The 13935-nt window shown below is 45.5% G+C and carries 8 protein-coding genes; 2 read left to right on the forward strand and 6 right to left on the reverse strand.

Annotated features, from left to right (window positions below):
- Positions 1-32: 32 nt before the first annotated feature.
- From GC130_RS12610 to GC130_RS12635, 6 genes are all read right to left on the reverse strand, one after another.
- Entirely contained in the window at positions 33-3284 is a 3252-nt protein-coding gene (locus tag GC130_RS12610) for a HEAT repeat domain-containing protein (protein ID WP_151998677.1), read from the reverse strand.
- 216 nt (positions 3285-3500) lie between these two features.
- Positions 3501-4148, reverse strand: coding sequence for an OmpH family outer membrane protein (locus GC130_RS12615; protein ID WP_151998678.1), 648 nt, complete (start codon positions 4146-4148; stop codon positions 3501-3503).
- A 56-nt stretch (positions 4149-4204) separates the two neighbouring features.
- Positions 4205-4954 carry a rhomboid family intramembrane serine protease gene (locus GC130_RS12620; protein WP_151998679.1) on the reverse strand — a complete coding sequence of 250 codons (750 nt, stop codon included), beginning with the start codon at positions 4952-4954 and terminating at the stop codon, positions 4205-4207.
- Positions 4955-4995: 41 nt separating this feature from the next.
- Entirely contained in the window at positions 4996-5898 is a 903-nt protein-coding gene (locus GC130_RS12625; protein ID WP_151998680.1) for a histone deacetylase, read from the reverse strand.
- Positions 5899-5914: 16 nt separating this feature from the next.
- Entirely contained in the window at positions 5915-6472 is a 558-nt protein-coding gene (locus GC130_RS12630; protein ID WP_151998681.1) for a hypothetical protein, read from the reverse strand.
- Position 6473: 1 nt separating this feature from the next.
- Positions 6474-7277, reverse strand: a complete 804-nt coding sequence (locus GC130_RS12635; RefSeq protein ID WP_151998682.1) for an outer membrane beta-barrel protein — start codon at positions 7275-7277, stop codon at positions 6474-6476.
- 301 nt (positions 7278-7578) lie between these two features.
- On the opposite strand from GC130_RS12635, the gene GC130_RS12640 reads away from it, so the two are divergent.
- Positions 7579-10425, forward strand: a complete 2847-nt coding sequence (locus GC130_RS12640) for a PorP/SprF family type IX secretion system membrane protein (RefSeq protein ID WP_151998683.1) — start codon at positions 7579-7581, stop codon at positions 10423-10425.
- A 116-nt stretch (positions 10426-10541) separates the two neighbouring features.
- Positions 10542-13799, forward strand: coding sequence for an FG-GAP-like repeat-containing protein (locus GC130_RS12645; RefSeq protein ID WP_193217846.1), 3258 nt, complete (start codon positions 10542-10544; stop codon positions 13797-13799).
- The last annotated feature ends 136 nt before the right edge of the window (positions 13800-13935 follow it).

A 13935-nucleotide genomic window follows, 5' to 3' on the forward strand; every position in this document is an offset into this window, starting at 1 on the left:
TTCCTTTTAAAAACTCGATAAATATTGTCCTACTATTGACTAAAAAGCAACAGTCTTTCTTCATCCATCACCTCATCTTCTGCCTCGATCTGGTCAGAGTCTTTCACTGACAAAAGTGTTGCCTCAACCATCTCAATGTTTTTGCTCATTAAATCGAACAGCGCCTCCATTGAAATAGTCAAAAAGATCGCCTCGCTGGTCGTTGTATAGTTGTATTCAAATTGGTCTGTCTCAACCAATTTATTGAAACCGATCACATCTCTACTGCCCAGTGTTCTCTGGCGCCCATTGTCGTCTTGTTCAAGCACACTGCCCTTTACAATAATGTAAATTGGTGCATTGCCATTATCTCCTTTATTGATGAAGGTTACCCCTTGCCTCATTCTTACTTCTTCTGAGGCGTCTACCACGTCCGTTAACACTGACCCAGGGATCGTTTTAAATAAATCCAACCCTTTCACAAACACAGCCTTCTCAATGAGCAGCATCTTCATGTGCAGGTCCTCCTCTGTCTCAACAAATGTTGGCGGCACTATGGCCCTGTCCAGGTCTTTCTTAACACCCGGGCGTATTCTTCTGGTGTGACGCTGATACTCCGCCTTGTCTTTTTGGTAAATGATCCAGGCAGATGTTTGAAGAATGAGCTTATCAGGGTTGAAAAGATTGGCAATAAGATCTGCTGAAACTTTTGTTTCATCCATCATGGACAACCTGTACAATGCCACTGCCTTGGTCCACCTGTTTATGTGATTATAATCCCTGTTGACTATGGAAAGGAGCAAGTCTTCATAACCTCTAAAAGTCTCAGGTGCATAGAAGTCATTGAGTTGGCTCAACCTGTCCTGGGGCTTGAGTTCGTCGAAAACCGGAAATAACTTTGGCTTCAATTCATCCTCCAGGATAATATCGAGCATTTCGACTGCGAACGTGACGCTTTCACTGGTGCCTACATTGATATTCTCTTTGACAAGCTCCACAGCCTGAGAGTCGTAGATAAGCGCCAAAAGCATATAAATATCATCATAGTTTTGGGCGTTCTCCTCTTCCATTGCCTGAACGAGCAATTGGTCGGTTTCATTTTCAGTTGGAATTTCAGTGAGCACTTTAATATTCCAGGCCAAGTCACCAATTTCAGCCTCGATCTGAATCTTGATTCGTGCCGCCTGAAAGTCTTTGGCGTGGTAGCCAATATAGCTTAGCGATAACAAGATTTCTGAAACGATGGCTTTATCAGGGAAGTCAATCTTTTTCCAGAGGCGTTCAACCCCCTCGGGGCCGCCTATTCGTCCAAGAATCTGCACAACTCTGAACATTGTACTTCCTTGCTGCCCGGTTTTGTAAAAAGCGGTATCCACGGTATGCAAGGTCGCTTCCCCCCCGGCCGTCAGCGCAGCCTTGGCAACATTAGAATAAATAGGCACATGAAGGTTCTCAATCAAAATGGGCCAAAGCTCCGGCCACTTATTAATTCCGGCACTAGCAATGGCTGCTGTCCTTACATTAACATTGATGTCTCTGGCAAGCTCCACGAGCAAGGGGATATACTTTTCTTCGTCTAGTTTTGCCAACACCTGAGCTGCGAATACCCGATCATCCTTGTCAACAGACCTAACAAGTTTTCTGATACTGACCTCGTTCAGTTTGTAGTCTTCAGCCAACTGTAGGAACGCAATTACTTCTATCGCCAGGTTCCTTATTTGCTCTTCTTGCTCATAGGAAGCCAGCTTTTTGATTTCTGCCAGCTTCTCAAAGTTGTTTACCTGCCTGCACTTGGCATAAGCATATTTTCGCACCTCTGGATGAGGGCTCTTGAGCGTTTCCACCAGAATCTTTCTGAATTCTATCGGTTCCAACTTTTCAAATAACTTCATCGACAGAATAATACTCTCTGCATTGTGCTCATCGAACTCCCGCTGAAGCACGTTCACCGTACTATTCTCATTCTTCTTCCCTTTGGATCCAAGTGCCTCCTTTTGCCTTGTTAAAGTAATTTTCAATGTTCCCTTATACTCATCGTAGAGTTTCACGGCTACGTATATGACACCAACTGCCAAAAAGATGATGATGTACGAAAAGTGAATCAATTTGAAGAAACTCAGCAAACCCAGACCAATCAATGCGGCACCTGAGATGAGTGCAGCAAATTCATTCACTACACCTTCAACCCTGGATTGAATATCAAACCGGATTTTAATATCCAGAGGCAAGAAGAAAATCTTGAAGGCCGGGTTTTCCAAAGCGTCTTTCAGGGAGGCGGTCAAAAGTCTGGCTAGTCCGGTAAAAAGAAAGAACAAGATGTATTCTTCGTTTTTTACTTCGAAACCAAAAATATGCCCCGATACGATGGCCCCTATTGTTAGTCCGGCGAGTACAATAGGCATTACCATAAGCGATACTTTCAGTCCAAATTTACCTATGATAAGATCGTTGAGAAAGCTCTGAATAATGAAGCTAATAACGATGATCGACCCGTCGTAGAACGACAAAAAGTTGGAGAGTTCCGTTTCGTTCGGGTACATAACGTTCACCGACTCATAAAAGCTGTATTCAACAAATACGTTGGCCGACGCCGAAAAAATCAAAAACATTGACAACAGCCCAAGGTACTTGCTTTTGAATAGGTCGGAATAGCTCGTATTTGGCCTCTCCCTGGAAACCTTTTTGGTCGCACCATCAAGGTTGTAATTTTTAACTATAAGAAGAGTAAAAATAAAAATACCGAAGGCACCGGCAATGGAAATAAACAACAAATCAGTTGTATCATTTATCAACTGAAGTCTCCTTAACCCTGGAATTGAAAAGAAAGCAAGACAAGTCGCCAGAAGCTGACCTGTATCAATACCTCCCATTATCCTCTTGGAGGCTCTCAGATTGAACATTCTGCCAAAGACACCCCAGAAAGTCAGCAGTGTAACTGCAGTTATGGGGCCCATCATCACAAAGAAGGCAAAACTGATCCAGGGACTATCGTAAAACTCATATGTTCCTCTCAGTAAGGTAACATACGCCAGGATCAAGAAGGTATTGGTAATGGCGAGACTCGAGAAATTAATATTGCGTTGGAGGGAAACAAAAACAATGGTACTTACGATGCCTAAGAACCCACCAGTAAAAAAGGCGATTCCCAACAAACCCTCTCCCATTCGGCTGATAAACAGCGTTTCTGCGCCTACAGTATAGGTAGCCAGGAAGATGCCCATAAAAAAGCCCTTGCCAAGGAGTAGCCACATTTGCTTCTCCTCGCCTGGCTCACCTCCTAAAAATTTTAAGAAAGCTTGCAGCACGAATCAGTATAGTTAGGTTGACATTTCCGGCACACAGAGCACACCAGAATATTGCCAAAGTACCAAAAAAAATTGTCTTTAGAAAGCTTACAATGAATTAGATGCAGGCTCACAAGCAGCGTCAAAAAAATAGCCGGCAAATACAGTTACAATTGTACTTAAAATTTCATTAATCATCAACTTAACATGAAAAAATAGCAAATTTTACTGCACCACCTATTTGGTGGTGGCAGTAGAATCGGTTTTGTCAGAGGGGATGACACCCTTCGACTGAAGATAGCTCTTATTCAATCCTTTTATCACTTCATCAGTGATATCAAGTCTTTTATCCGCATAAAGTACGCCACTACCCTTCGTGTAGGTCAATACAAGGTGGTATTTGTTACTTCCGCTAAACTCAGACAGGTAGCCGCTAACAGCATTATACAGTTGTTCGTTGAGCTTGGTCTCTTCTTCAACCAACTGCTGTCCCAGTGTTTGCTGATACTGATAGAGGTTTTGTTGTTTAACAGTAAGTTCCTCCTCCTTGGCCCTGGCCTGGTTCATCGTCATGTTCTGGGCACTGTTCTGGAAGTTCTGTATTTCTCTCTGGAGGCCCTCTGCCCGATTCCTGTACTCAGACTCCAACTTCGCTCTCTTTTTTTCCAGATCACTGCTGATATCCTTGAAATATTCATATTTACTCAGCAGCGTGTCTGAGTTGACATAGGCAATCGAAAGATCTCCACTGATTCTGTCAATGGAAGAATCAAGATTAGCTAGCTCAGGTTCTGAAGATGCAGCCTTATTGCTAAGCACCAGATAAAACAACACAGCAACTGCTGCTAAAAGGACGACACTAAGTACAGTGGATAGATTTTTCACGCTCTAGTTTTGATTAAGAAGCGGCAAATATATAGAAACTATTTGAACGGCAATGGCTAATGCAATGAGATAATATCATCGCTGGCATCTTCCTCGTTTTTAGTCGAATTTGTAAACCTTATCAAAAGACTGGAGGGTATTTGAACCTGTTCGGCCACGGTGCCAGGAATCTCATCTCCATCACTGGCCTGGCCTTCCGCAGTGAGCTCATCATGCTGAATTACCTGGTTTACCGTTAATTCTTCTTCGGTAACACACTTGTTTCTGAAATGGATGGCGCAAAATAGCCCCGACAGGCCGCCAAATAGATGTGACTCCCAGCTTATCTGGTCTGAAAAAGGAAAAATACCGGCAAAAAGGCCGTGGTAAAGAAAAACAACTATCATACTTACAGCCAGCGACCTAGCATCCCGCTTGATGAGTCCAAAAAAGAAAAGGAAGGAAACCAACCCGTAAATAATACCGCTGGCACCGATATGAAAAGCCGGGCGGGCTGTTGTCCAAACCCAAAAGCCGGTAGACAGGTACACGATAACAAAAACCTCGATGGCTATCTTTCTAAAAAAGAAAAAAAGCCCTATCCCAAGGATCGCAAGAGGAAACGTATTGGAGAGCAGGTGCTGAATATCGCCGTGGATAAACGGGGACGTAACAATCCCCAGAGAGCCTTTCAAAGTCCTGGGGTATATGCCAAGAAACGACAGGTCAACTGAAGTTGCGTACTCCCATGACTTGATACACCACAGCACTCCCACAAAAGCAAGTGTGATGAAAACGCTTTCTCTGAAAAGCTTGCGCTCGTTCATTATTGAATTAAGCTATTTTCTAGCAAAATTGTAAGCGTGGGTCAAAAGTAAATATCCTGTGCAAGCCTGAAAGTATTGGCGTGCGCCTCCACAATGTCAGTGATTTTTTCAGAATAACCACCTCCCATGGTCACCACCACGGGGAGCCCACAGGCTTTACAAAGCTGCAAAACCAACCGATCCCTTTCCTTGCATCCTGATTGACTCAAGGCTAGTCTACCCAGCTTGTCGGTGGCCAGCACATCAACACCAGCCTGATAAAATGCGAAGTCAGGCTGAAAGTCATCCAAAATGCTTTTAAGGTTCGCCTCAAGTAGTTTAAGGTACAGCTTATCGTCAGTACCGTCGGCCAGCCCAATATCGAGGCTCGACTGCTCCTTTCTGGCAGGATAGTTTCTGGCACCATGCATGCTCAGCGTAAACACCTGTTTGTTTCCGGTAAATATTTCAGCGGTTCCATTGCCCTGATGAACATCCAGATCGATCATCAGGATTTTTGAGGCAAGGGAATTTGCCAGCAGATCGCTGGCTGCAATGGCCATGTCGTTCAACAGACAGAAACCTTCTCCCCTATCGGTAAAGGCATGGTGTGTGCCTCCGGCAATATTGAATGACACACCGTGCTTCAACGCATGTTGACAACACTCAACAGTGCCAGCGGCAATGTTTACTTCTCGCTCAATAAGTACCTCGGAGTGCGGAAAACCAGTTTTTCTTACTTCTGCTGACGAGAGGTTCAGGCTGCTTAACCTCTGCCAGTAGTTGGCGTCGTGTGTCCGGAGGATTTGTTCAGGTTGGAGGCGCCCGGGGATGAACAACTGACTTTCTTTGATAGTCCCCTCGTAAATGAGTTGTTCCGGAAGCAGCTCATATTTCATCATCGGAAACCTGTGCTTGTCAGGTAGCGGATGGTTGTACGCCTTTGACCAAGCCACTCGAAGCATGCCGCCTTTTTTTTAATTAGTCGTCGCTTTCATCCGACTCGAAGCTGTAGAGTGTGGGATCAAGCCTGAGCTGACCGGAGTTAAAGTCGCTGATAAACTTTTCAACCACCGCTGGAGTAACTTTATCTACATTGAGGCAGACATCGATTCCCACACGGGCTTCAAGCTCCTCGTCCAGCTCCATGTGCTCTTTCACCTTTACTGACTCCTCCTCTTCGAGATCAAGCATTGTCTCAGTTATGAAAATGCCTATTTCTTCTTCAAGTTTTGCCGGCAACACGCCTTCACGAATCTCTATTCCTTTGTTGACCAAATCCCTGTACTCCGGGAATCTCTTCATGGCTTGCTTTTCAGCTTCATCATACAACTCACTTTCGTGATGTAGCTGTAAAGTATACAAGGCAGCATCAAACAACATTTCGGCACCGTTGTGTTTGCCTACAAAAAGAAACTCCAAATAGTCGTCTGAGTTGTCGTCGGTTTCGTTGATCACATAAGTGGAATCAAGCGCTTTCATCTCTTCCTTCACCTTCCCAATGCTCTTTTCGTCAAACTCAAATTCACTTATTCTCATATCATTTTACTTTGCTTGTGCTGCGGCCTTTTTTCCTGAGCTGTGTATTGTAGTCTAACAAAAACGCCAGTGATATTTCAACGTTCCGGTTTGAGCCTTCAAAATTCTCTTTGTATTTATTAAGCCCAAAGAAGTTATCTTCCTTTTCCCCGATATTGGTGTGCCCCATATTGTATCTGAAATCGAGTTGCACAATTTGGTCCTCCAGCACTGGAAATTCAAAACCACCTCCAAAACTGAGTCCCACCTGTAGTCTGTTGGCATTTGGCACTTCTATGATACCATTTGCGATTGGATAGTCTCTTTCATCCGGGCGTGGGGAATCATATTTTGTGAAATCATAATGGTAATTCACCGTACCCACCTTCCCCTCATCCAGTTCGGATGACGATATCTGACCATTTCCATACACCCAATAGCTTAGGGCGGGGCCAGCATTCACGTACCATTTGAGCGACCCCATTTGAAAAGTGCCCCTGAACATAGCTGGCATATCGATATTATGGAATCGTGTTACGTTTTTCACGTAGTCCAAACCTCTTTTCTGAATAGTCCTCCCTTTTGTGGAATAATACAATTCTCCATGGAACGACCAAACAGTCGACTTTGAAGCAGAATAGTTGAACACCCACCCGCCACTAAACCCTGGTCTCCAAACGGTCTCGTAGTCCCGGGTATATTGCTTCTCGTCGAAATGCATAGTGGAGAGGTTGATCCCAACCTTTGGCCCGGTCAATATCTGCCCTTTTGCCAGGTAACTGCTTAAAAATAAAGTAACTAGAATAACAAATGAGGTTCTTGTCATAGAAAACCCTGAAGGCGATTTATTCAATTATCCGAAATTTAGGGTTTAAAAACAGATTTTTACTCTCAAATTAAAAAAATCTAATTTGAAGTTGAAATTTTACTATAAGAATAAATCTCGCTAGCTTGCGTTAAAAGTGAGTTCTATTCTTTAGGAATTGCCTTTTTTAGGCCGGTTCTGTAAAGATTATTATAAGCTGTAAATTAATTTTGATAAATTTCGATTTCTGTTTTCTATCTGCTTTTGACCCGCTACTGAGAACTGGTTTAAAAGAATAGTAATATTATCCAATAGCGTTGACATGAGAAAACGTATACTTTGGCTTTTTCTGAGTTTTTTACCCTTTCTATCAGAAGCCCAGCAAGTACCTGTTTATAGCCAGTTCTTCATGAATCCCTACCTCTACAACCCTGCTTTTGCGGGTATTGAAGGGCATACTGTTGTGTATTTTATGCACCGGCAACAATGGGTTGGCATTGAAGGAGCCCCTCAATATTCCCACGTGGTTTTTCATACTCCTTTAAAAAACCGACTCGCACTGGGAGGTGAAATTAGTACGGACAGGCAAGGGCCGTTGACGGATAATTCATTCAGAGTAACCGGCGGCTACCTGCTGCCTCTCGACAGGAAACACTATTTGAGGTTCGGTCTTTCGTTAGGTGCGGGAAACAATGCAGTGGATTTGGACGCCATTGGCAACAGTTCTGACCCTGCGTTGGTTAACCTGCTCGATAATAATTTTTATATGAGGAGCGACTTTGGTGTCACCTATCACTTTGGCAAGTTCAATGCCGGTTTTTCATTACCAAGCCTCATCAGTCACGACGTACTCAGTCAAAAAACACTTAGCCCGGTCAGAGTTACGCCCATCGACAATATATTATTCAAGGCCAATTATCGTCAAAGTCTTTTTGACGATGCTCTTGCCTGGGAGCCGCATTTATTATATAAATATTCCGGAGTCGGCAATAGCCAGTATGAAGTCACCAACATCTTTCATATCAAGCACCTTGTGTGGGTGGGTGCTTCGTATCGGCAAGATGCCGGTTTTGTGGGACTGGCAGGTATAAAAATAGCGGAGCGTCTGGCAGTTGGCTATGCTTATGATTTGCCTTCTTCTGACCTGGCAACTTTCTCCACCGGATCTCATGAAATACACCTGGGGCTTCACCTGGGCACCAGAAAAGAGCACGCTGAGCATGTTTCTTCCTTCATAAAGAGCCATTCGAAGTCAAAAGCGGAAAGGGATGAAGAAGCTGCCAGACAATTGGCTCTGGAAGAGGCACGGAAAAAACGTGAAGAAGAAAGGCTGCAGGCCTTGAACAATGCTAAGCCGGAAGAGAAGAAGAGTGCGCTACTGGTCGACGGCACGCCCGAAAAGCCAGTCGAAGAAAAGAAGCCCGCAGGAGCCTCTTCATGGCAATACGTTTCTGAAAATAACGGTGCACCCATTTCAAGAACAAATGCTGCCGGACAGGACGAAGAAGGTGTGACACTGACCAGGACGAACGCCCAGGGAAACAAGGAGTTCATTGTTAGCTTTATTCCTGAAGCGAAGTTTGGGTCAGAAGAAGCATGGTCGCTGGTAAATAATGCAGGAGCTGCGCAGGAGCGAGTGAATGCCAATGGACAAAAGGAGGTTGGTGTACTTTGGCGAGTGAAGCACGAAGATGGCACTATAGAAGACAAAATTATTTGGTCCCCAGTTTATACCTCCGAAGCCGATATGAAGGCTGAGATGGTCGCCTCTGGCGTTGACATGACTACTGGCCAAAACCCAGATGCCGCTCATAATTTTGCACTGACAAGTAGCCGCTCAACTATGCCCGAAAGAACGGTTAACGGTGAAAGGCAGGTAGGCTTTGTATTCAAAAATACTTTGGCAGACGGAACGGTTGAGGAAACTACTGTGTGGGTGCCTGCTCCCGATCCAAATACTGGCGAAAGGTGGGAATTGGCGGATCCTAATGAGAAGCCTGCGGTGAGAATTGGACCTAATGGAGAGAAAGAACTTGGCGTAATTCTCAAGCGAATCCACCCCGACGGCACTGAGGACTTGATGGTAGAATACGAGCCGGTGGTGAAAAAAGAAGCACCTAAGCCTACCCCTAACGTGGCCGCCGCACCAAAAACAACCAATTGGATTTATGTTTCCGAAAACGAGGGAGCACCTATAGAAAGAGAAGTTAACGGCGTAAAAGAAGAGGGTATAACACTCTCCCGACAAAACGCCCAGGGAAACACTGAGTATACAGTAAGCTTTATTCCTGTTGCTGACTTCAATTCTGAAGAAAGATGGTCGCTTGTTAACTCCATTGACAACGTGGAAGAACGAACTGCTCCAAATGGACAGAAAGAAGTCGGTTTGAAATGGCGGGTTTCAGGGCCGGGTCTTCCATCAAAGGTGTCTACTGTATGGTCTCCTGCTTATTCGAGTGAAGCACTCCTTAAAGAAGATCTAAGGAAGCAAGGTGTGAGAATTGGTGTGCAGGGAAGAAAAGAGGAGACAGACCCGAACAACAACTTCAACCTTGTAAGCAACACTGGTAGCAAGCCGACAAGAACGATTAAAGGAGAAGATCAGGTTGGCTATTTGTTCAGAAACACTCTCCCTAATGGTGATGTGGAGGAATCCACGATTTGGGTACCTGCACCGGACAAAACCACCGGCGAGCAATGGGAAATTGCAGAGGAAGGAGAAAAACCTTTGGTTAGGATAGGAAGCTCAGGGCAGAAAGAAATGGGTTTCACTGTGAAAAAGATTCATGCCGACGGGAGTCAGGAGTTGCTTGTTCAATATGAGCCGGTGACAAGAGTAAATGCTACTCCCCGAATTGTGGAAAACACTGAAACCGTGCCTGTAGCTACTCCGGCTACGCCAACGCCACGAAGTGGCAGAAACCTTCTGGAAATGGCCCCGGGCAATTATGTGATAGTTGGGGCATTTGCCAATTTCGACAACGCCCAAAACTATAGCGACACCTTATTGGATGAGGGTTATTTTACTCAGGTAGGATATCACTCACCCAAAAACTTGTACTACGTGCAGATTTACAGTTCGCAAAGTTTGCCACAAGCTGAAAAAGAAAGAGACAGGTTAAGAAAGAGTCCCACACTAAGCAAGGCATGGGTATATACCGTTAAATGATAATGAAGATGATTAACAGCCATTTTAAATTGTCGTCTAACCCCATCAGGTGGACATCAAAACAAGCTTTGAGTTCAGGGAGATTTTATCGTAGTGTCAGAAATCAGAAAATGGATATGAGGCGGATTGGGTTAACGATTGTCGGTTTGCTGTTCTTTGCTTTCAGCGTGATGGCCCAACGGCCTTTTATAACAAACCTGGATAAAACTACAGCGGCTGCGGGTGACAAACTCACTATTTCGGGCATTAATTTCCCAACCTCCGCAGCTAACATCAAGGTGCGGTTTGGCGCCGGTGTCGGCACTGTCACCTACGCCTCAACCAACTTACTTGAGGTGACCATCCCTGGCAATGCAACCTTTGGCAACGTATCGGTGACCAATCTTACCAACGGCCTCATCGGCTATTCATCCGAGTTTTTCACATTGAGTTTTGGCGGCACTTCATTTCTTTCTGCCGCTATAGATGGCGCAGTAGGTTTTGCGGCCGATCAAAATGGAACCTACGATCTTTGTGCTTGTGATTTTGACGGCGATGGGGTGATTGACGCAGCAACTTCACATTTCAATGATCAGGCATCGAGAGTGCCTGTTTACCGAAATACAAGCTCAATCACTACTACTACATTCACCAAACTCAATCTACCCTCTCTACTCATTAACGAAGCAACTTTGAGTATCACTTGTGGCGATTTGGATGGCGACGGAAGGCCAGACTTGCTGGCCACCAGAGCGATTGCTGGTGTAACTCCGGGTGATATAGTATTTGCCTTCCGAAACACAAGTACACCGGGAGCCATTAGCTTTTCGTCCCCTATCTCGCTCACCCTTCCGCCGGACCCCGCTGGCAACCGAAAGAACGTTAGCCGTGTTTCTATTATTGACCTTGACGGGGATGGAAAACCAGAGGTAATTGTTTCCAACCAGGTTGATAATCAAATAGATGCATTCAAAAACACATCTACTGTCGGCACGCTCAGCTTTGCGGCTCAGCCCGCACAATTCAGTATCGGTGTCAGTCGGTCGTTCGGATTAGATGTGAAGGACTTAAACAATGATGGATTTCCTGAAATTGTAGCTTGCGCACTTCAACAGCCAAACATCTTTGTGCTGCCCAATATTAGTAGTGAAGGCACCATCGCCTTTGGCCCATCGGTCACGCTGCCAGTTTCAGGCAACCTTGCCAACCTTGTGGTTGGCGACTTAAATGGAGACGGACTAAATGACATCTCCACTACTCAAATTGGTAACAATTCAGTGTCTGTCATCCTTAACCAAACCAGCGAAGTAGGCGGCGCTATCTCCTTCGGTGCTGCGAGTTCATTTAGTGTCTCGTCGGGCGCCTGGGGGCTTGACCTTGGCGACCTGAATGGTGACGGCAAGCTTGATCTGCTGGTAGCGAGCACCACTAGCAACAATATGACCGTCCTTGCCAATACGTCGACGACCGGCCTCACTTTTGAGCGGTTTAATATACCTGCTGGAAGCGCAACCAGAAACGTAAAGATTGCCGACGTAAATGCCGACGGCAAGCCAGACTTGCTGGCAGCCGGCATTACGAACAACGAGCTGATTGTTATTGCCAACAGAAATTGTATTTCGCCAACAATAACGCCAAGCAGTGCCACTGTTTGTACTGGCACTGATTTCACTGTAGAGGCAACAAAAAGCATAGGGCATACCTACACATGGGAAACCGCTTCCAGTGCCTCTGGCCCCTTTACGGCTCAGGCAGAAACTTCATCATCTCTCAACCTGTCAAGCCTGCCCGAGGGCAGCCTCTTCATCAGAGTCAATATCAAGTCGAACGACGGAGCGTGTGACGCCAGTTCGGCCAACTCTTCGCAACTGCTCGTAAGCGGAACCCCTCCCACTCCACCTGGAGTTGTTGACCCTTCTCCAATTTGCGCCGGAGAAACACTGCAAATTGATGGTACAATTGCCGGAGCTAAATCCTACCAATGGACCGGGCCCGACGGATTCGCATCCACAGAAGCAGTTTTAAGTGTCGCTAACTTTCAACCTGCCAAGGCCGGAATCTACACCCTTCGTTATGTAACCGCATCGGACTGCCTAAGCCCTCCTACGCAGCTAAGAGCTGAGATAAAAAGCCTTCCACCGGTGGCTGTCAGATTCGACGGCAACGGACTTTTCTGCGAGGATGCTACAGTAGCTCTTTCAGCCGCTTCCTATGCGGGCTATAACTACCAATGGGTGGCTGACGGAGCAGATATCGCCAGTCAAACTACTACATCACTTTCAGCAAGCGCAAGTGGGAACTATGCCATAAAAATTTCGGATGCGGCAACTGGTTGTGCTGCTACAAGTGTGGCCGTGGCGCTCACAAAAAAGACACTTCCAGCGAGTCAGTTTACAGCAGTAGATGCCATTTGCGTGAATGTGGATACCGAATTTACTGCCGAATCTACCGGGGAAGCCGACCTTACGCTCAACTACGCCTGGGATTTTACCAGTGACGGAACAACAGACAACACCAACGCAAATGCAACAAATACCTTCGCAACAGCAGGGACAACCATTGTAAACCTGACAACCGGCTATGATGAAATTGCCGGGTGCGTCAGTTCAGCCACAAAATCTATTGAAGTAAGAGCCTTGCCTGTTATAGCCATCGAAACGCCAGATGGAACTGAAAAATGCCCCGAAAATGAGGTGACTCTTGAAGTGGCTGACAACTTTGTGTCCTACGCATGGAGTACCTCAGAAACTGGGAATGCTATTAGCGTAATAGATCCAGGAACCTACACTCTGACAATTATTGATGATGCCCAGTGTATCATCAACAGCACAGTGGACATAGTAAACTTCGATACCTCAAACTCTATAACGGCTGTGTCGAACAGATCCGTCATAGATGAATTTGACACTACTCAGTTCAATGTTACTGGAGCCTCGGAGATACTTGACTGGACGCCGCTAACCGGCATGGATGACCCAACTATCAGCAATCCGATTGTAACAGGTACTTATGAGTTTGGCGATGTTTTGAATGCATCCAACCAAAGAGAATACCTCTACGTGGTAACAGCCCTTGATGGCAATGGTTGTGAGGTGCAGGCCAGCATTCCTTTATTCATAATACCCGACGAGTCTCCCCAGCCAATGAAATCCTTCTCGCCCAATGGAGATGGTATAGATGACCTTTGGAGCGTCGAAAATGTCGAATTCAACCAGGACTGTAAAGTGGTGATCTACGACCGCCGGGGTCGTGCCATTCTGGAGAAGAAACCATACAATAACGATTGGGCCGGCAGGGTCAATGGAAATGACGTGGAGCAGGGTGTTTACTATTACGTTTTCATCTGCGACGACGCCACCAGGAGCCAAAACGGGAGCATATTGCTTTTTAGATGACAACACAGCCAGCTCAGTGATATTTAACTTTTATGTGTATATTCGACGGTTAAATTATCCTTTCAATCACCTGCAAGTGTATATGCCTGACGCATATAAGAATTATCACATTTTTTCTTCAAAAAATTATTTTCAA

The sequence above is a fragment of the Imperialibacter sp. EC-SDR9 genome, from assembly GCF_902498805.1.
Classification (GTDB): Bacteria; Bacteroidota; Bacteroidia; order Cytophagales; family Cyclobacteriaceae; genus Imperialibacter.